The 17515-nt window shown below is 69.0% G+C and carries 19 protein-coding genes; 4 read left to right on the forward strand and 15 right to left on the reverse strand.

The annotated features are described in order from the left end of the window. Positions 1 to 23 precede the first annotated feature (23 nt). A complete protein-coding gene (locus AB0F44_RS06885; protein ID WP_357353895.1) occupies positions 24 to 815 on the reverse strand; it encodes an SDR family NAD(P)-dependent oxidoreductase in 792 nt (263 codons plus the stop codon). Positions 816 to 940: 125 nt separating this feature from the next. Between AB0F44_RS06885 and AB0F44_RS06890 the strand changes: the two genes are divergently transcribed. Next, the gene (locus AB0F44_RS06890; protein ID WP_357353897.1) at positions 941 to 1309 is read left to right on the forward strand and encodes a nuclear transport factor 2 family protein; all 369 of its coding nucleotides are present in this window, start codon (positions 941 to 943) and stop codon (positions 1307 to 1309) included. Positions 1310 to 1336: 27 nt separating this feature from the next. After that, the gene (locus AB0F44_RS06895) at positions 1337 to 1726 is read left to right on the forward strand and encodes a hypothetical protein (protein ID WP_357353899.1); all 390 of its coding nucleotides are present in this window, start codon (positions 1337 to 1339) and stop codon (positions 1724 to 1726) included. Here the strand turns inward: AB0F44_RS06895 and AB0F44_RS06900 are convergent. The 13 genes from AB0F44_RS06900 to AB0F44_RS06960 form a co-directional block, all read right to left on the reverse strand. Then, positions 1716 to 2741: an MBL fold metallo-hydrolase gene (locus AB0F44_RS06900; protein ID WP_357353901.1), complete on the reverse strand. Its 1026-nt coding sequence runs from the start codon at positions 2739 to 2741 to the stop codon at positions 1716 to 1718. The two genes, AB0F44_RS06895 and AB0F44_RS06900, sit on opposite strands and share 11 nt — an antisense overlap. Beyond that, a complete protein-coding gene (locus AB0F44_RS06905; RefSeq protein ID WP_350658755.1) occupies positions 2741 to 3058 on the reverse strand; it encodes an EthD domain-containing protein in 318 nt (105 codons plus the stop codon). The genes AB0F44_RS06900 and AB0F44_RS06905 overlap by 1 nt, the downstream gene beginning before the upstream one ends. Positions 3059 to 3127: 69 nt before the next feature. Further along, on the reverse strand, positions 3128 to 3748 hold the full coding sequence (locus tag AB0F44_RS06910; protein ID WP_357353903.1) for a TetR/AcrR family transcriptional regulator: 621 nt from the start codon (positions 3746 to 3748) through the stop codon (positions 3128 to 3130). Positions 3749 to 3802: 54 nt separating this feature from the next. Further along, the gene (locus AB0F44_RS06915; protein ID WP_357353905.1) at positions 3803 to 5302 is read right to left on the reverse strand and encodes a fatty acid--CoA ligase family protein; all 1500 of its coding nucleotides are present in this window, start codon (positions 5300 to 5302) and stop codon (positions 3803 to 3805) included. Between the two features lie 54 nt (positions 5303 to 5356). Continuing rightward, on the reverse strand, positions 5357 to 6412 hold the full coding sequence (locus AB0F44_RS06920; protein WP_357353907.1) for an NAD(P)-dependent alcohol dehydrogenase: 1056 nt from the start codon (positions 6410 to 6412) through the stop codon (positions 5357 to 5359). Continuing rightward, positions 6409 to 7167, reverse strand: coding sequence for an SDR family oxidoreductase (locus AB0F44_RS06925; protein WP_357353909.1), 759 nt, complete (start codon positions 7165 to 7167; stop codon positions 6409 to 6411). The genes AB0F44_RS06920 and AB0F44_RS06925 overlap by 4 nt, the downstream gene beginning before the upstream one ends. Positions 7168 to 7205: 38 nt before the next feature. Then, positions 7206 to 7961, reverse strand: a complete 756-nt coding sequence (locus AB0F44_RS06930) for a glucose 1-dehydrogenase (RefSeq protein ID WP_357353911.1) — start codon at positions 7959 to 7961, stop codon at positions 7206 to 7208. Beyond that, positions 7958 to 9169, reverse strand: coding sequence for an acyl-CoA dehydrogenase family protein (locus tag AB0F44_RS06935; protein ID WP_357353913.1), 1212 nt, complete (start codon positions 9167 to 9169; stop codon positions 7958 to 7960). The genes AB0F44_RS06930 and AB0F44_RS06935 overlap by 4 nt, the downstream gene beginning before the upstream one ends. 21 nt (positions 9170 to 9190) lie before the next feature. After that, entirely contained in the window at positions 9191 to 10174 is a 984-nt protein-coding gene (locus tag AB0F44_RS06940; protein ID WP_357353915.1) for a phosphotransferase family protein, read from the reverse strand. Further along, entirely contained in the window at positions 10171 to 11364 is a 1194-nt protein-coding gene (locus AB0F44_RS06945) for an acyl-CoA dehydrogenase family protein (RefSeq protein ID WP_357353917.1), read from the reverse strand. The genes AB0F44_RS06940 and AB0F44_RS06945 overlap by 4 nt, the downstream gene beginning before the upstream one ends. Before the next feature lie 2 nt (positions 11365 to 11366). Further along, the gene (locus AB0F44_RS06950; RefSeq protein ID WP_357353919.1) at positions 11367 to 12515 is read right to left on the reverse strand and encodes a thiolase family protein; all 1149 of its coding nucleotides are present in this window, start codon (positions 12513 to 12515) and stop codon (positions 11367 to 11369) included. Then, entirely contained in the window at positions 12515 to 12895 is a 381-nt protein-coding gene (locus AB0F44_RS06955; RefSeq protein ID WP_357353921.1) for an OB-fold domain-containing protein, read from the reverse strand. Before AB0F44_RS06955 ends, AB0F44_RS06950 begins: the two co-directional genes overlap by 1 nt. 47 nt (positions 12896 to 12942) lie before the next feature. Further along, on the reverse strand, positions 12943 to 13734 hold the full coding sequence (locus tag AB0F44_RS06960) for an enoyl-CoA hydratase/isomerase family protein (protein ID WP_350658766.1): 792 nt from the start codon (positions 13732 to 13734) through the stop codon (positions 12943 to 12945). Positions 13735 to 13893: 159 nt separating this feature from the next. Between AB0F44_RS06960 and AB0F44_RS06965 the strand changes: the two genes are divergently transcribed. Beyond that, complete coding sequence (locus tag AB0F44_RS06965; RefSeq protein ID WP_357353923.1) at positions 13894 to 15216, forward strand: FAD-dependent oxidoreductase; 1323 nt, start codon at positions 13894 to 13896, stop codon at positions 15214 to 15216. A 51-nt stretch (positions 15217 to 15267) separates the two neighbouring features. Here AB0F44_RS06965 and AB0F44_RS06970 read toward each other — a convergent pair whose 3' ends face one another. Then, a complete protein-coding gene (locus tag AB0F44_RS06970; protein WP_357353925.1) occupies positions 15268 to 16365 on the reverse strand; it encodes an acyl-CoA dehydrogenase family protein in 1098 nt (365 codons plus the stop codon). Positions 16366 to 16464: 99 nt separating this feature from the next. Here AB0F44_RS06970 and AB0F44_RS06975 point away from each other — a divergent pair, with 99 nt between their 5' ends. Then, positions 16465 to 17502, forward strand: a complete 1038-nt coding sequence (locus tag AB0F44_RS06975) for a phosphotransferase family protein (RefSeq protein WP_357353927.1) — start codon at positions 16465 to 16467, stop codon at positions 17500 to 17502. Positions 17503 to 17515 lie beyond the last annotated feature (13 nt).

A 17515-nucleotide genomic window follows, 5' to 3' on the forward strand; every position in this document is an offset into this window, starting at 1 on the left:
CTGCGGGTCTCTGCGGTGCTTCCTCAGACGGTGAAGCGGCCGCCGTTGCTGAGCAGCACCGCCCCGACGACGTTCTTCGCGCCCGGGGATGCGAGGTAGCAGATGTTGTCCGCGAGATCTTCGGCCGAGGCGTACCCGATGGCACCGGTCGCCTCCATCGCCTTGCGGACGGCGCCCGGGGTACGGCCGGCCATCGGGGTGTCGACCGGGCCAGGGGCAACCGTGTTCACCCGGATCCCGTACGAGATGACCTCCTTGGCAACGGACTGCGACAAGGCGTGCACGCCCGCTTTCGAGGCGGCGTAGTGCGGGTATCCGATCAAGGTGTCGTACGCCGCCGAGGAGCCGACGGTCACGATCGCTCCCCCACCACGCGGACGCATCGCCCGTACGGCCGCGCGGAGCACGTGGAAGGTGCCGTCGAGGTTGATCGACATGACCCGGTACCAGCCGTCGTCGAGCTCGCAGAGCACGTCCACGGGCTCGCCCGACTCCTGCGCCGCGAGTATCCGCGCCTTGGCCGCGGGGTCGTCCACGCCAGCAGTGTGGACGACGACGTCCAGCCTGTCGTCTGTCCCGGTGACCGTGGCGACGAGGTCATTGACCGCCTGCGGGTCGGCGACATCGACCACATGAGCGCTGCCGCCCACGGACTCCGCGACCGCGGTCGCGTTGCCTACGTCGATGTCCGCGACGTGCACCCGCGCACAGCCTTCCGCGGCAAGCCGCCTCGCCACCGCGGCACCGATGCCGGAACCACCTCCGGTCACGAGGGCAACCTGCCCGTCGAATCGCGCGACCTGTTGCCCGCTCATACGCTGCTCCTTCGTCTCGTCCGGTCCGTGAGCCGACCTCAAAATCAAACTGAAGTCGGTTAGATAGTAACCCCTATCACACCGATCCCTGGACAACCCAACAGTCACTGAACTAAGTTCAAGTCATGTCGATCGAGACCTCTCCCACGCTGGTCCGCTACTACGCCGCTGTCGACGCGAGCGACTTCGACACCGGCATGGCACTCGTGACACCCGACGTGGAGTTCGCGATCCTGCTGCCCAACCGCGCCGTCCGCGGGATCGGCCGCAAGGAGCTCGTCGCCTACCTGTCGGGCCGTGGCGATGTCGTACGCCGCCACGTACCCCAGCGCTCGTCGGTCGAAGGCAACCTCGAGTTCGTCTACGGCGCCGTCCTCGAGGACGAGACGACCGTGACCGGCCACTTTCTCGCCGCCGCCCGGCTCGGTGATGACGGCCTCATCTCCGCGTACCAGGTCGTCTTCGACCCCGAGCTCGGCCTGCTGCCCGACTGATACCGATCCACGAAGGAGACATCCCGCATGTCACAGACGATGAGTTCCAGCTCGACCCCGCTGCTGCACGACTGGTTCGAGATCATGGACTCGACCACCCCTGAGCGGGTCCTCGACATGATCACCGACGACTTCCAGCTGTCGATCCTCTTCTCCAAGGGCGGCAATCAGGCCGCGGAGTTCCAGGGCGACCGGGCCGGGCTGGTCGCCTACCTGGAGCAGCGTGAGGTCAGCGTGCTCACCCACCATCTGCTGGCAGGCTCGCGAGTGGACGACTCCGAGCTGGCCCTCGGCGAGACCCGTCGCGGCGGCGCCTTCGAGGCGTCGTTCAACGCGAGCGCCCAGCTCGACCCAGCCAGCGGCCGCGTACGGCGGTTGCTGATCTGCCGTACACCTCAGGTGCAGTTCACCGACTGAAGCGGTCGACCCCGTCCTCCTGGTCGACCTCGACTTCGACGCGGTCGACCAGGACGTCGAGGTGGGCGGCCGTCTCGCAGATCGCGATCATCCGGTTGAAGTCGTTGAGATCGGCATACGGCACGTCCCGACGGGTCCACGGAAGCTGCTCGGCGACCTCGGCGGCCGTCATCGACCGCGCACGGGCATCGAGGACGGTGACCACCTGACCGAACCGGTGCTCGTGGTGCGCGAGCAGAGCGCGCACCCGGTCGTGGACACTGTCGGTCGGATGCCCATGGGCGGGGATCAGCCGGGCGTCGGCTCGGTCCAGAAGCAGCGCGAGCGACTCCAGGTAGTGCTTGAGCGGCAGGTCCCACTCACCGAGCTCGAAGCCGATCGACGGCGTGATCGTCGGGAGCACGTGGTCGCCCGAGAAGAGCAGCCCGCGCTCCTCGTCGTGGAAGACCAGATGACCCTTCGTGTGGCCCGGCGTGTGCACGACCTCCACCTGCCACCCGGCGATCCCGAGCGGGCCGGCGTCGAGCCAGCCGTCGGGGTCTGCCCAGTCGGCGACGTCGTACGGCTCGAGCTCGGTCTCCTTCTCGATCATCTTGCCGAGATCATCCGCGCCCGATCGGCGGAGCTCACGCAGCGAGCTGACCGGGACGTTGTTGCCCAGCTCCTGGATCGCGGCGAGACCAGGGCCTTCGAGCCTGCCGAGGTGGATGCGGGGGCCGTACCTCTCCCTCAGCCGTACGGCGAAGGTGTAGTGATCGCGATGGACGTGGGTGACCAGTACGTCACTGATCTCCTGCGGCGAGCGCCCGATCGCCCCCAGCGCCGACTCGAGCTCGTTCAAAGCGGACGGCACCGCCCAGCCGCCGTCGACGAGGAGCAGCCCCTCATCGGTTTCGACTGCGTACACGTTGACGGCACGCAACCCGTCATTGGGCATGCTCAACGGGATCCGATGGATTCCGCCGACGACCTGGTAGCAGCCGGGCTCGCCCCACCAGGCCTCCGAGGCGGGCATCAGCCCACCATCGCCCGTTCCTCGCCCATGACGGCGATCCGGTGGCCACGCATGCGGCCCACGTGCTTGATCGCGGCGGCCCACTCCTCGCTCGCGAGCGCCTGATCGAGGGCTTCCTTGCTGTCGAAGCTCAGGATCGACACACCGTCCCAGCCCTCCGACCGCTCCTCGAGAGCGACCTGGACATCGGTGTGCAGCCACCGGCGCAGGCCGGGAAGCGGGTAGGTCACCTCGGCATGCTCGCCACGCCACCACTCGATGAACTGCTCATGAGACCAGTCCTCGGGACGAGAGGCCATCAAAATGAGGTTGTACATGTCTCTCCTGATCTGAATTCTGTTTGGGTTCTGCGGACAGAGGTCCGCGCGGACCTGGAACGGGATGGGTCAGGGGCCGACGAGCCGCAGGACGGCGTCGGAGATGAAGTCGCGGGTCTCCTCGAGCGTCGTCGGTCCGCCGGTGCGGTACCAACGCCAGACGCTCACCAGGAGGGCAAGCACCGCACGACTGGTCTGCTCGGGGTCGCGGTCGGCGAAGTCGCCCGACTCGATGCCACGCTTGACCAAGCCGGTCCAGTTCTCCTCGACCTTGCGGACGAGCTCGCGAGCATGCTGCCGTTCGGCCTCCTCACGCTCGGACTGCCGCGGGGTCGCCAGCAGGTCCATGTGGCTCTGCAGGATGCGCATCTGCAGCACCTCCTGCGGCGTCACGTCGTACGCCGCGCGGACCGCAGCACGCAGCTGGTCGATCGGCGCGTCCTCGTCGGAGACGACTCGCTCGAAGCGGCTGGCGCTGCGCTCGAGCTCGGTGCTCATGATCGTCAGCAGACAGTGCACCTTCGACTCGAAGTAGTGGTAGAGCGCCGTCTGCCCGATGCCGACCTTGTCGGCCACGGAGGCCCACTTGGTGAGCTCGAACCCGTCGTCACCGAAGCTCTCGACTGCAGCGCTGAGGATCAGCCCACGCTTCGAACGGGGGCTCTCTGTTACGGTCGCCTGACGCACCATGGCGAACCTTTCTGTCCTGGGATTCTCTTCGAGAATAGCCGACTTGAGGTCAATTCAGTGGGCCATTGACCGTACCAGTTCGGCGGCCAACCGAGTCGCATCCTTGCGGGCGAGCTTCCCCACGCGGTTCTGCGGAAGGTCATCGACCACGAAGACGTACTCCGGCCACTGATGCTTCGGCGTGCCCTGTGGCTCCAGGTGCGCGCGTACGGCCCCGAGGTCCAGGGACGGGTTCGGCGTGACGACCAGCGCGGCCGCACGCTCCCCCAGCACCGGGTCCGGGACCGGGACGACGCAGACCTGGATCACATCGGGTACGGATGCCACGGCTGCCTCGACCTCGTTGATGTCGATGTTGCGGCCGCCGCGGATGATGATCTGCTTCTCGCGACCGACGATGTTGATCGTGTCGTCGTCGTTGATGCGAGCGAGATCCCCGGTGAACAAGAACCCGTCCTCCGTCAGCTCCGGCGGCACCGGAGCACCTTCGCGGGCGTAGCCGGTGAAGAGGGAGGGCCCCTTGACCTGGGCACGGCCGACCTCACCACGGGGAAGCGGCACACCCCGATCGTCGACGACACGCACCTCGATGCCGGGGAACGGGCGACCGTCGCGACTGAGGCGTACGTCTGCGGGGTCGGACGGAAGCGGGGTGGTGTGACCGAGGCATTCCGACATCCCGAACACACGAAGGAACTTGGTGCCGAGCAGGTCCTCGGCACGACCAAGTGCGCCGGCATCCATCGGACCACCACCGACGGTCATCGCCGCTAGGGACGAGAGGCCGCCGGCAGCACCGTCGACCATGGCGAACTGGAGCGCCATCGTGGGCACCAGCATCGTCCAGCGCACCTGCTCCTCGCGGATCAGGTCGAGCGCGTCCGCAGGGTTCCACTTCGGCAGGCAGACCATGGTGCCGCCGAGCATGGCGGGCAGGTAGAGGCCGAAGCAGAGGGCCGCGACCGACGAGAGCGGTACGAAGGCACCGACCCGGTCGCCGGCCTTCAGCCCGACGGCGTCGATCGTCGCCCGGCCGGCGAAACGCAGTGCTTCCTCGGACTGGATGACGCACTTCGGCCGGCCGGTCGAGCCTGAGGTCATCGCGACCGCGGCGCCACCGTTCCACCGTTCGGTCCCCCGCGTTGCCCCAGGAACGGCGCGTACGGCCCAGCCGTCGAGATCGGAGGCCGGGTAGTCGAAGCCCTTCCGGGCGACGTCCCAGGTCGCGACACAGCCGTCCGAGGCGACGACCACGTCGGGACGTACGTCCTCGAGCGCCAGGTCGAACTCGTCGGCGGTCGCGTGGCTGCTGAACACGACGACGAAGCCGCCGAGGCGACCGGTGGCCAGCACGGTGGCCAGGGTGCGCCACGAGTTGTCGGCTTGGACGAGGATCGTAGGGGCGCCCTCGACCAGTCCCGCGATGGTCGCGGCGAGCGCCTCTGCTGCGTGCCACACCTCGGCGGTGGTGTGCGCGCCGTCGGCGTCGATCACCGCCACCCGGTCCGGTTCGGTCGCCACCCGGCCAGCGAACTCCTCGGCCAACATCCGCATCAGATCATCTCCTGAAGTGCACTTGAATCATGGTCTGCCACCTGTGGTCCCGAGTCACGTACGCGAGGTCATTGTGGCGGGGATCACGACCGCGCGACCACGGATCTCTCCGGATCGGAGCCGGTCGTACGCTTCGATCGCCTCGGCGAGCGGGAACGTCTCTGTATGGGCGTGCAGCCGTCCGTCACGGGCGAGCTCGACGACAGCCGCCAGATCGGGCTTGGGCCCCCAGAAGGGCGCCGAGACCGACCATCCCTGCGGGAAGCCGAGGTCCTTGCCGACCGGCAGCACACCACCGGCGCCGCCGACGACTCGTACCGAGCCGCCGGCGGCGAGCAGCGAGACGGCGGCAGCCATGGTCGACTCGGCAGCGACGAAGTCGAAGACCGCGTCGAAACGGGTTGTCGGCGTCGCGGCCGTGCGGGCCGCCGCCTCCAGGTCGGGCAGCGTCTCGTGGGCGCCGAGCTCGGAGGCCAGCTCGCGGGCCGCCTGTTTCGGGTCGACCACGACGATCCTGGCCTCCGTCTGCGCGAGCAGCTGGACCGCGAAGTGGCCGAGGCCGCCGGATCCGATGACGAGCACGCGTGACTCCGCGTCGAGCTCGGGCAGGAAAGGCTTGAGAGCGTGGTACGCCGTGAGTGCCGCATCCGTGAGCGGCGCCGCCTGCACGGGGTCGAGGCCGTCCGCCGGCACCAGATATCGGGTCGACGGGACGGCCATGAACTCCGCCAGGCCGCCGTCGTACCCGAGACCGTTGCCGATCGCAGGCGGTCGCTCGAGGCAGTAGTTCTCACGCCCGGCGCGGCACCGGCGGCAGCTGCCGCAGCCCCAGACGCCATGGACGACCACGGCACGGCCGAGCCAGTCCGGGTCGGCGTTGTCACCGACGGCGACGACGGTGCCGGCGACCTCGTGCCCGAGCGTGAACGGGAGCGAGAACGGCAGTCGGCCGGGCGGCGACTCCTCGACGTGCAGGTCGGAGTGGCAGATTCCGGCGGCCGTCACCTCGAGGAGCACCCCGTCGGGGCCGGGCTCGGGGATCGGGATCTCGCGCAGGCTGGCGCGTTCGCCCCAGGCCTCGAAACGTACGGCGAGCATCGTGTCGGTCATTTCGCGGTCCATCCTCCGTCGACGACAAGGACCTGTCCGGTGACGTACGAGGCGGCATCCGAGGCCAGGAAGAGGACGGCTCCGTCGACCTCGCCGTCGCGGCCACCACGGTTGAGCATGGTGCCGCGGCGTACCCAGGTCGCAGACTTGTCGTTGGTGAACAGCCCGTCGGTCATCTCCGTATCGAACCAGCCCGGCACCACCGCGTTGACCCGAACCCCGCGACGGCCCCACTGACCGGCGAGCTCGCGGGTCATCCCGATCACCGCGGCCTTGGACGCGGCGTACCCGGCTCCACCGATGGGCGCCGTGGAGCCGAGGCCGACGACGGAAGAGATGTTGATGATCGACAAGGGGTGCTCGGAAGGCAGCGACCTGACGACCTCTGCGGAGAGGGCGAAGCCTGCGACGACGTTGAGCTGCAGCAGACTCTCGAACTCCGGAACCGTCTCCGCCAACGCGTCGGGGCCACCGGCTCGGCCGGCGTTGTTGACCAGGAGGTCGATCGGCCCGTGGGCGGACGCGGTGGCGACGAGGGCACGGCGGTCCTCGTCATCGGTGACGTCGCAACGGACCGGAACGACGTTCGACACCTCGGCCGCGAGCTTCTCGAGGCGGTCGACCCGGCGCGCGGCCGCGAACACCGTGGCCCCGGCGGCCGCGAGTGCCCGGGCGAAGCCCTCCCCCAGCCCGGACGACGCGCCGCTCACGATGGCGACGCGACCGCTCAGGTCAAAGGCGTGTGGCAGGTCCATGGTGTCCTTCCAGGGGCGAGATCGGATGAGGCATCGGGTCAGTAGACAGCGGTACGCCCGCCGTCGACGGCGATGAGGGCGCCGGTGGTGTAGCCCGAGCGGTCGCCGGCGAGATGGACGACCATGCTCGCGACCTCGTCGGGCTTGCCGAGCCGACCGGCCGGCAGGTTGCGGATGACGAGGTCGATGAACTCCTCGTCCCAGCCGGCAGCCATGTCGGTCTCGAACGCGCCGGGCAGCACGCAGTTGACCCGCACCTGCGGGGCGTACTCCTGGGCGAAGGCCTGGGTGAGCGCGTTGAGCCCGTTCTTGGCGGCCGCGTACATCGCCTCAGCCGGGCTCGGACGTACGGCACCGATGCTCGAGATGTTGATGATCGAGCCCGCCCCGCGCTCGCGCATATGGGCGCCGGCGACTGCCATCAGCCGGAACGGACCCTTGAGATTGATCTCCATCGTCTTCTCGAGGAGCGCCTCGGTGACCTCGAGCAGCGACGGCGCGAGCGGGGCGATCCCGGCGTTGTTGACCAGAATGTCGAGCTGCCCGAAGCGCTCGACGACCGTCGCGACGGCCGGCTCGATCTCGTCCCAGTGGCCGACGTGCAGCGGCAGGGCGAGCGTCTCGACGCCGTACGTCGCGGCGATCTTCTCGGCGACCTCGCGGCAGGCGTCCTCCTTGCGGCTCGACACGACGATCGCGGCGCCCTCGGCCGCGAGCGCCTGCGCGATCGCGAGGCCGAGGCCACGGGTGGCACCGGTGACCAGGGCGACCTTGCCGGCGAGCTCCCCGCTCATGCACCGACCTCGTGCTTCTTCAGCTCCAGGCGGGCCATGGTGCGCAGGTGCACCTCGTTGGGGCCGTCAGCGATCTGGAGGGCACGGGTGATCGCGAATAGGCGACCGAGGATGGTGTCGTCGCTGACCCCGGCAGCGCCATGGACCTGTACGGCACGGTCGACGACGCGGTGCGCGGTCTCCATCGCGGCCACCTTGATCGCAGCCACGTCGGAGCGGGCGGACTTGTTGCCCTGGGTGTCCATCAGCCAGGCGGCGCGGAAGGTGAGCAGCCGGATCTGGTCGATCTCCATCCGGCTTCGCGCGATCCACTCGCGTACGACCCCACGCTCGGCCAGCGGCTCCTTGAAGGCGACCCGGGAGACTGCCCGCCGGCACATCAGGTCGAGCGCCCGCTCGGCGAACCCGATGGCCCGCATCGCGTAGTGCATCCGGCCCGGACCGAGTCGACCCTGGGCGATCTTGAAGCCGTCGCCCTCCTCGCCGAGCATGTTGGCTGCCGGCACACGTACGTCGGTGAACTGCACGTCGCCGTGGCCGAGGCGATCGCGGTAGCCGAACATCGGCAGGTCGCGCAGCACCTCGATGCCGGGGGCGTCTGCCGGCACCAGGATCATGCTCTGCTGGCGGTACGTCGGGCCGTCCGGATCCGATTTGCCCATGAAGATCACGAGCTTGCAGTCCGGATCGAGGATGCCGGAGGTGTACCACTTGCGGCCGTTGAGGACGTACTCGTCCCCGTCCCGGGTGATCGTCGAGGTGATGTTGGTGGCGTCCGAGCTGGCCACCTCGGGCTCCGTCATCGCGAAGGCGGACCGGATCTCACAGGCGAGCAGCGGGTCGAGCCACTGCCGCTGCTGCTCCGGGGTGGCGTACATCGCCAGGATCTCCATGTTGCCGGTATCCGGGGCGGAGCAGTTGATCGCCTCGTTGCCGATGATGGAGCGGCCGACGATCTCGGCGAGGGGGGCGTACTCCAGGTTGGTGAGCCCGGCACCACGGTCGCCGTGGGTCATGAAGAGGTTCCATAGCCCGCGGTCGCGAGCGATCTTCTGCAGGTCGCGCATGATCTGCGGCTGCTCGTGGGGGTTGTCGTTCTCGGCGATCTGCGCGTCGTAGACCGACTCGGCCGCGTAGACGTGCTCGCTCATGAACCGTTCGAGCTCGGCCTTGAGCTCCTCGGTCCGCGGCGACAGTGCGAAGTCCATGGTCATCCCTCCTGGTGGGGCTCAGCCGAGCCGCTCGAGTCCGCTGCTGATGAGCCGGACGATGGTGTCGGGCAGGCGCTCCTGGTCCGGGTCGTGATGCCTGCCCTCGCGGTGCCGCCGCAGGTTGTGGCCCATGATCGCGGCCATCTTGAAGCGGCCCAGCGCGTTGAACCAGTCCATCGCCTCGGGGGCGCGGCCGCCTGCTGCGTACGCCCCGAGGAGTGCCCCCTCGCTTGGCAGGCCCGGAACCTCGCGGCCGACCCCGGGGAAGTTCGAGCCGTCGGCGAAGACGAGGAACCAGCCGAGCTCGACGCGGGGGTCGCCGATGCTCCAGATCTCCCAGTCGATGATCGCGGCGGGCTCGTTGCCGGTGCAGATGATGTTGCCGAGCCGGTAGTCACCGTGCACGAGCGTGACGTCGAGGGCATCCGGTACGCGGCGGGCGAGCCGCTCCTCGAGGTCGACGGCACCCGGGACGAGCTCGGCGGGGACCGCGCCCATCGTCTTGGACCATCGGGCGAGCTCTTCCTGCGGGGTCAGCGGATCCCCGCCGGCCGGCAGGCTCGCGACCGGGACCCGGTGGAGCCGCGGCAGGATCTCCGCGGCCCGCAGCATCCGGGCGGCGGCGACCTCGGGGTCGATCGCCGGATCGTCGAGGGTCGGCTCGATCGACTCGCCGTGGATGAAGTCGACGGCGAACCAGGCCGGTTCTGTCTCGTCGACGGCGCGCACCGGCGGCACCGGTACGTCGGTCCCGGCCAGGGCGCTCATGATCCGTGCCTGTTTGAGCATGTCGTGGCGGCCGACGGACCGCTGACCGCGAGGGACCGCCTTGACCACGAGGGCGCGGCCCTCCCCCACCGGAAGCCGGTAGGTCAGGCCGGAGTGGCCACCGGGGAGGACGGCGAGCTCGCCGATCCCGGCCGGCCCGCTCAGGTCCGTCCGATCCCGAAGGACGTCAGCGATGCGTGGGCCGAGCTCGAGCTCGTACGGCTGCTCGGTCATGGGCGCGGCTCCCGGGGTAGGCCGAGCACACGCTCGGCGATGATGTTGTGCTGGATCTCGTCGGTGCCGCCCGCGATCCGGTAGCCCGGAGCGCCCAGGACGTGCTCGGTCCACGCCCACGTACCCCACCGCTCGGAGTTCGCGCTGAGCTCGGCACCGAGCAGGGCACGTACGACCTCCGAGGTGCGCGCCATGGTGTCGGTGGCGAGGAGCTTGCCGACCGACGCCTCGGGGCCCGGGTCCTGACCGGAGACCACTGCCGCGGCGACGCGCATCCCGGTGACCCGTTGCACGTAGCTGCGGGTGATCAGGTCGGCGACCTGGTCTCGCTCGAGTGCGTCGAGCGGACGGCCGAGGTTGCGGGCGAGCTCGACGGCCTGGTCGGCGTTCTCCAGACCGAGGGATCCGGAGTCGAGCCGCTCGGAGGCGAGCACGGTGAGGGCGACCTTCCAGCCCTGGCCTTCGGGGCCGAGCCGCAGTGCGTCGTCGAGGACGACCCCGTCGAGATAGACCTCGTTGAACGAGGTCCCGCCCGTCATCTGGCGGATCGGACGTACGGTCACACCCTCGGCATCCATCGGCACGAGGAAGACGGTGAGACCGGCGTGCTTGGCAGCCGTGGCATCGGTTCGGGTGACCGCGACCCCGTAGTCGGCGACCCGGGCACCCGACGTCCAGACCTTGTGCCCGTCGAGCAGCCAACGGCCGTCGTCCAGGCGGGTCGCCTTGGTGCGTACCGCCGCGAGATCGGAGCCCGCCTCGGTCTCGGAGAAGAGCTGACAGGCGATCACATTCGTACGCAGCATGGCGCGTACGTAGGTCGCCCGCTGCTCCTCGGTCCCCCACTGCGCGATGGTCGGCGCGATGAGCTGCTGGGTGACCGGGAACATCTCGGTGCGCCGAGGTACGTCGAACTCACCCTCGAGACGCCGGAAGGCGAGCAGGTACGCGACCGGGAGGTCACGGCCTCCGTACTCCGGCGACCAGGTGATCGCACCGAACCCGGCGTCGAACTTGGCCTGCTCGTACGCCCGGATGCGATCGGTCTCGGCACGCTCCTGCTCGGCGGTCCAGTTCTCGAAGATCGCGACGGAGTCCGAGCCTTCGCCCCAGGCGCGGGTGGTGCGTACGTCGGCCACAGAGGCCAGCCAGGAGCGGCCCTCGGCCAGGAACTCCTCCAGTCCGATCATGCTCACACCCCCAGGACGGTGCACGCGCTGATGCCGGGCGCGCCGTAGACGTGGGTGAAGCCGAGCTTCGGGCTGCCGGGGACCTGCCGGTCGCCGGCCTCGCCGCGCAGCTGGGTGACGATCTCGTGCACCTGACGAAGACCGGAGGCACCGATCGGCTCCCCGTTGGCGATGCAGCCACCATCGGTGTTGATCGGCAGCTGACCTCCGATCTCGGTGGCGCCCGAGGCGATCAGGTCCTCCTGCTCACCGTCCTTGCAGAAGCCGCACTCGGCCAGGTGCATCACCTCGGCCCCGCTCTCGGTGTCCTGGACCTGCGCGACGTCGATCTGGTCGGGGGTGACTCCCGCCATGGCGAACGCTTCCGCGGCCGCATCCGCGCTGACGCTCGAGGGACGACCGTGCCCCTGGACGGCCGGGCTGAAGACCTCGAAGGAGCCGAACTGCCGGGTGCGCGCAGCCACCGACAGCAGTTGTACGGGACGAACACCCGCCTTCCTTGCGGCCGACTCACTGGCGACGATGATCGCCGCACCGCCCTCGCCTGGCGAGCAGAACATGAGCCGGGTCAGCGGGTCGTTGACCATGTCGGCGGAGAGGATCTCCTCCTCGCTGATCGGGTCGCGACGCCAGGCGTTCGGGTTGAGCGAGCCGTTGCGATACGCCTTGGCTGCGACGCGGCCGAGCGTGGCGTCGGTGATCCCGTACTCGCGCATGTAACGGGCGATCTTGATACCGAAGAACTGCGTGGTGACCATCAGCCCGGCCTCGCCGTAGCCGGGGTCGAGACCCCAGTCCTCCGGGCGCGGGTCGAAGGCGCCCCGCGGGTGCTTGTCGAAGCCGACCGCGAGAGCCACCTCGGCCTGTCCCGAGCGGATGGCGTTGACGGCGGAGACCAGGGCGCTGCCACCGGTGGCGCAGCCGTTCTTGACGTTGGTGAACGGAATCCCGGTGAGGCCGAGGTCGGCAACGAGGGTGTCGGCGAGGCCGGCACCGTCGCTGCCACCGAAGGCGACCTGGATGTCCGACCACTCGAGCTGGGCGTCGGCGAGCGCGGCATGGATCGCCGTCACTGCCATCTCCCGGCCCGTCACCCCGTTCTGGCGACCGAACTTCGAGAGTCCGGCTCCGATGATGGAAACGTTCGACATCAGCTCTCCTCCGTCGCCGCGCCACCACCGGTCGCGGCGAACCGCGGGACCGGAGTGGTGGCGACCAGCTCGACCTGCGCCTGCTCCTCGAGGTCGGCGAAGTCGGAGCAGTCCAGGACCGCCTCGACCTTCACTCCTTCGGGCAGCTCGACGTACCCGACCGCGAAGGGCCGGAAGCCGTCTGCCGGAGGAACGTACGGCGGCGACTTCGGCGCAAACCGCTGGATGGTGAAACCCCACACCGTGCCACGCCGTCCGAGGTTCACCGGCTCCATCGCCACCGCACCACAGCGTTGGCAGCCCCGCGCCACGGGAAAGGCCACGTTGCCGCAATCGGCACATCGGCTCCCCTCGAGCGCAGGGGTCTGCACGTCCGTCACTTCGCTCTCCTCACCAGGGATGACTCGTCGGTCGGGTCAGCTGCGGATCAGCGGCCGACCCACTTGGGCTCACGCTTGCCAAGGAATGCCTCGACACCCTCCTTGGCGTCCTCCGACTGGAGGGCGTTGCCGACAGCGAGGTGCTCCATGACCATGAGCGAGCGAACGTCCGCGTCGAGACCCTGGTTGATGGCCATCTTGGTCAGCCGCATCGCGAACGGGCTCTTGTCGATGATCGGCGCGACGAAGTCCTCGACGAGCTGATCGAGCTGCTCGGCCGGGGCCGAGTCGTTGATCAGGTCGAAGTCCTTGGCCTCCTGGCCGGAGAGGAGCTTGCCGGTGAGCATGAGCTCCTTGGTCTTGCGCAGCCCGATCATGCGGGGCAGGCGATAGATCGGGCCGGCGCCGCCGAAGAGGGCGCGACGGATGTGGAAGTCGCCGATCTTGGCGTCGTCCGAGGAGACCGCGAAGTCACAGGAGATCATCAACTCGAAACCGCCGGCGGTGACATACCCCTCGAGGACGGCAACGGACGGCGTGTTCATCTGGTAGAGCCGGTCGCAGACCTGGGCCGAGAGCACGGCGACCTCCATGGCCATCGTGTTGCCCACGTAGTTCTCGAGGAGCTCGTCGAGGTCGAAGCCGGAGCAGAAGGTGTTGCCGCGGCCGCGGAGCACCAGCACCTTCAGGTCGGGGTCCTCGTCGACCTCCTTGATGATCTCGTCGAGGCGGTGGAGCAGCTCGACAGTGACCGCGTTCTTCTTGTGCGGGCGGTTGAGCCAGACGCGGGCGACGCCGCCGTCCTTCTCGAGAACGACGTGGTCGGTGTTGACAACCATGGCCGGTGCCTTTCGGTCGGTGGCAATATGAAGTGGATTCACTTCAGTATGGGACGTCCGTCACTCTCCGTCAATCATTGAACTGAAGTTAGTTTGGTTGATACGGTCGCGAAGACACCACGAACCCGGGCGCGCTGCCGGGCAGGACGAAAGGCACTCATGGACCTCTCCCCCGACCTCCTGGTCATTGGCGGCGGCATGGCCGGACTCACCGCCGCCGCTCGCGCATCGCGCGACGGACAGCGCGTCACGGTCGTCGAGATCTCTTCCGACGTGGGCGGCTCCGGCCGGTTCGCCGGCTACATCTGGACCGCACCGTCGGATGCGGTCATGGACGAGCAGAATCCCGACGGCGACGAGGCCCTCAAGCGTGCTCTTGTCGAGCGGTTCGACGCGGCGGTGGACTGGATCCGCAGCACCGGGGTCGAAGCCGGCCCGTCCCAGCGGATCCTCTCCTTCGGTCAGGGGCACGGCTTCGACACCAACCAGTACGTCGACACCTGCCGTCGCATCGTGACCGAATCAGGCGGTCAGGTGCTCCTCTCGACCACGACCGAGGAGCTCCTCGTCGACGATGGCACTGTCGCCGGCGCGCGCCTCCGGCTGCCCACGGACGAGGTGGTGGAGGTCCGGGCACGCAACACGGTCCTCGCCACCGGTGGCTTCCAGGCCGACCCCGCGATGCGGGAGGAGCTGGTCGGCGCGGGCGCTGGCGCACTGCCCCTGCGGTCCAACCCGAACAGCAAGGGGGACGGACTGCGCCTGGCGACGGCAGTGGGGGCCGCGACGGGTCTCGAGCGCGCCGGGTTCTATGGCCATCTGGTGCCCAGCGGCGTACTTTTCAAGGACTCCGGCGACTTCGTCGACCTCTCGCTCTACTACAGCGAGCATGCACTGCTCTTCAACCTCGACAACGAGCGGTTCGTCGACGAGACGCTCGGTGACCACCTCACAACGGTCGCGCTGAGCGAGCAACCGGAAGCCCGCGGGCTGCTCATCGCCGATGCGCGGGTCCGTCGCGACTGGATGGTGCCGGCGTACGTCGAGGGGGCGGTGAGCGTCGACAAGTTCGCCCTCGCCTCGAAGCGCGGCGGACGTACAGGCCTGGCAGAGTCGCTCGAGGAGCTCGAGTACCTGCCGGAGGAGTGGGGGTACGACGGGGCTGCCATCCGCTCGGCGATCGAGCGTTTCAACACCGAGGTCGCCACGGGGACCACACCGGCCAGGAAGCTCGACGCCACGCCGCTCGACGAGCCGCCGTACTACGTCGTCGAGACCACTCCCGCGATCACATTCCCGTTCGCCGGGTTGCTGATCGACGACCGCTCGCGCGTCATGGCTGTCGACGGCGCGCCGATCCCTGGCCTCCTGGCGGCCGGAGCCGACACGGGCGGCCTGTGGAACCGGGCGTACGCCGGCGGTCTTGCCGCGGCGATCGTGTTCGGGCTGACCGCGGCGCGTACGCATCTCGAGACCAGCTGACCTCTTGAGCCGATCGGGGGCGTGCGGGCACCCGCCAGCACGCCCCCGGCCTCAGATCCCGGCAAGGTCGGCGATGCGGTTGCGATGCTCCCTGGCAGTGCCGAAGATGCCCTCGTCACCCAGGGCCCGCCGTACGTAGAAGTGGGCCGGATGCTCCCAGGTGAACCCGATGCCGCCGTGCAGTTGCACAGCCTCGTGCACCGTACGGATCACCGCATCGGTGGCCACGGCCCCGGCAACCTCGGCAGCAAGAGCCGCATCCGGGGCCTCGTCGTAGAGCGCTGCCGCGTAGACGACGGCGGAGCGCGCACGCTGCAGATCGGTGAGTACGTCGGCGAGGCGATGCTTGATCGCCTGGAAGGAACCGATCGGCCGGCCGAACTGCTCGCGCTGACCGACGTACTCGACCATGGCATCGAGCTGATGACGGACGATGCCGACATGCTCGGCCGCGACAGCAACGGTGGCCGCCCGACGTACGTGCGCCAGGACCTGCTCGGCCCGCTCCGGACCGACGACGTCGATGACCTCTGCGCCGCTGAGCACGACGTCGGCCTGACGACGGGTCGTGTCGAGGACCTCGAGCCGGCGGGTCTCGACGCCGGGGTCGGTCCGGCGTACGACGAAGACTCCGTCCTCACCACCGAACACGACGAGGTCGCTGTCGGCACCGGCGACCACTCGGGCGAGAGTGCCGGTGGCCCTGCCGTCGGTCACCTGGACCGATCCGGCGAGCGCGACTGTGCCGACGAGGTCACCCGCCGCGACGGCGGCCAGCAGCTCACGGGCAGCCGCCGTGTCGTCCGCGAGCGAGAACGTCAGCGCGGTCAGCACCGACGACTCGAGGACAGGCTCGGGAAGCAGAGCCGCGCCCGTCTCCTCCAGCACGACAACGACGTCGCGCAGGCCGAAGCCGGCTCCCCCGCGCTCCTCGGGGACGATCATCGAGCCGATGTCGACCTCCTTGTTCAGTCTCAGCCACAGGTCGTCGGACCAACCTCGCGCGGAGTCGGCGGCGTGACGTACGGCCTGGTGGTCGGCGTCGCGTTCGAGCAGACGGCGAACCACGTCGCGCAGCTCCTCGTGCTCTGCGAGCGGCGCAACGATGGACGGGGCGGCTTCTGGCCAGACGGCCAGGCTCTGGGTCATGGGCTTCTCCTGGGACCGGGTATCCGCTATCGTCATTACACTACTTGAATTCACTTCAATTACAAGGGCGCACGGCCCACACGAGCGACTGGAGGCGTGATGACCGAGATCGCAACGGCCTCGGCGGCCGAGCTGGCGGGACTGGAACGACTCGCGCCGGCACTGGTCGAGGAGACCGGCAAGACCGGGTGGAGCGAGGTCGGAGCCGAGCTGATCAGCGGCGGCAAGTCGAATCTGACCTTCCTGCTCTCCTCCCCCGCCGGCGAGCTCGTGCTTCGCCGCCCACCGACCGGCGAGCTGCTGCCGAGCGCTCACGACATGCTCCGCGAGGCCCGCGTGCAGTCGGCGCTGGCGGCCTCGCCCGTACCGGTGCCGCGGATCGTGAAGGCCGACGCCGGCGAGCTGATCGGGATCCGCTGCTACGTGATGGAGCGCATCCCCGGTCACATCATCCGCGAGGCCCTCCCCGCCGGGTACGCAGGGACCGCCGACGAGCGGCAGCGGCTCGGATTCGCCTTCATCGACACCCTCGCCGCGCTCCACTCCGTCGACCCGGACCAGGTCGGCCTGGCCGGCTACGGCCGCCCGGTCGGCTACGCCGAGCGACAGGTACGCCGCTGGACCAGGCAGTGGGAGAGCTCGCGCACCCACGACGTACCCGAGGTCGACGAGCTCGCCGACCGTCTCTCCGGCCACGTACCCGCACAGCAGGCCACCTCGATCGTCCACGGCGACTACCGCATCGACAACTGCGTCTTCGACCTCGACGACCCGGGGAAGGTCAACGCGGTCCTCGACTGGGAGCTGTCCACGCTCGGCGACCCGCTCACCGACCTCGGCTATGCGTTGATGTTCTGGCGCCACCCGGGCGAACCGCCGATCTCCTCGCTGACGCCGACTGTCACCGACCAGCCCGGTTTCCCGACCCGCTCGCAGCTGCTGGAGCGCTACGCCCATGCGACCGGGCTGACATTGGACGACCTGGACTTCCACATCGCGCTGGCCCACTTCAAGTTCGCCGTCATCGCCCAGGGCGTCGCCAACAGATCCCGCGAGGGAGCGATGGGCGGCCAGGACTTCGGCAACCTCGACCACGAGATCCTCGCGCTCGCCCGCGCCGGCCTCGACCTGATCTGATCCGATCCCAAGG

The organism is Nocardioides sp. NPDC023903, assembly GCF_040639295.1.
Taxonomy (GTDB): Bacteria; Actinomycetota; Actinomycetes; order Propionibacteriales; family Nocardioidaceae; genus Nocardioides.

What these genes read in the sequence shown, in the direction of transcription:
- AB0F44_RS06885 (WP_357353895.1), bottom strand. Translation starts at nt 815, where the DNA reads ATGAGCGGGCAACAGGTCGCGCGATTCGACGGGCAGGTTGCCCTCGTG.
- AB0F44_RS06890 (WP_357353897.1), top strand. Translation starts at nt 941, where the DNA reads ATGTCGATCGAGACCTCTCCCACGCTGGTCCGCTACTACGCCGCTGTC.
- AB0F44_RS06895 (WP_357353899.1), top strand. Translation starts at nt 1,337, where the DNA reads ATGTCACAGACGATGAGTTCCAGCTCGACCCCGCTGCTGCACGACTGG.
- AB0F44_RS06900 (WP_357353901.1), bottom strand. Translation starts at nt 2,741, where the DNA reads ATGCCCGCCTCGGAGGCCTGGTGGGGCGAGCCCGGCTGCTACCAGGTC.
- AB0F44_RS06905 (WP_350658755.1), bottom strand. Translation starts at nt 3,058, where the DNA reads ATGTACAACCTCATTTTGATGGCCTCTCGTCCCGAGGACTGGTCTCAT.
- AB0F44_RS06910 (WP_357353903.1), bottom strand. Translation starts at nt 3,748, where the DNA reads ATGGTGCGTCAGGCGACCGTAACAGAGAGCCCCCGTTCGAAGCGTGGG.
- AB0F44_RS06915 (WP_357353905.1), bottom strand. Translation starts at nt 5,302, where the DNA reads ATGCGGATGTTGGCCGAGGAGTTCGCTGGCCGGGTGGCGACCGAACCG.
- AB0F44_RS06920 (WP_357353907.1), bottom strand. Translation starts at nt 6,412, where the DNA reads ATGACCGACACGATGCTCGCCGTACGTTTCGAGGCCTGGGGCGAACGC.
- AB0F44_RS06925 (WP_357353909.1), bottom strand. Translation starts at nt 7,167, where the DNA reads ATGGACCTGCCACACGCCTTTGACCTGAGCGGTCGCGTCGCCATCGTG.
- AB0F44_RS06930 (WP_357353911.1), bottom strand. Translation starts at nt 7,961, where the DNA reads ATGAGCGGGGAGCTCGCCGGCAAGGTCGCCCTGGTCACCGGTGCCACC.
- AB0F44_RS06935 (WP_357353913.1), bottom strand. Translation starts at nt 9,169, where the DNA reads ATGGACTTCGCACTGTCGCCGCGGACCGAGGAGCTCAAGGCCGAGCTC.
- AB0F44_RS06940 (WP_357353915.1), bottom strand. Translation starts at nt 10,174, where the DNA reads ATGACCGAGCAGCCGTACGAGCTCGAGCTCGGCCCACGCATCGCTGAC.
- AB0F44_RS06945 (WP_357353917.1), bottom strand. Translation starts at nt 11,364, where the DNA reads ATGATCGGACTGGAGGAGTTCCTGGCCGAGGGCCGCTCCTGGCTGGCC.
- AB0F44_RS06950 (WP_357353919.1), bottom strand. Translation starts at nt 12,515, where the DNA reads ATGTCGAACGTTTCCATCATCGGAGCCGGACTCTCGAAGTTCGGTCGC.
- AB0F44_RS06960 (WP_350658766.1), bottom strand. Translation starts at nt 13,734, where the DNA reads ATGGTTGTCAACACCGACCACGTCGTTCTCGAGAAGGACGGCGGCGTC.
- AB0F44_RS06965 (WP_357353923.1), top strand. Translation starts at nt 13,894, where the DNA reads ATGGACCTCTCCCCCGACCTCCTGGTCATTGGCGGCGGCATGGCCGGA.
- AB0F44_RS06970 (WP_357353925.1), bottom strand. Translation starts at nt 16,365, where the DNA reads ATGACCCAGAGCCTGGCCGTCTGGCCAGAAGCCGCCCCGTCCATCGTT.
- AB0F44_RS06975 (WP_357353927.1), top strand. Translation starts at nt 16,465, where the DNA reads ATGACCGAGATCGCAACGGCCTCGGCGGCCGAGCTGGCGGGACTGGAA.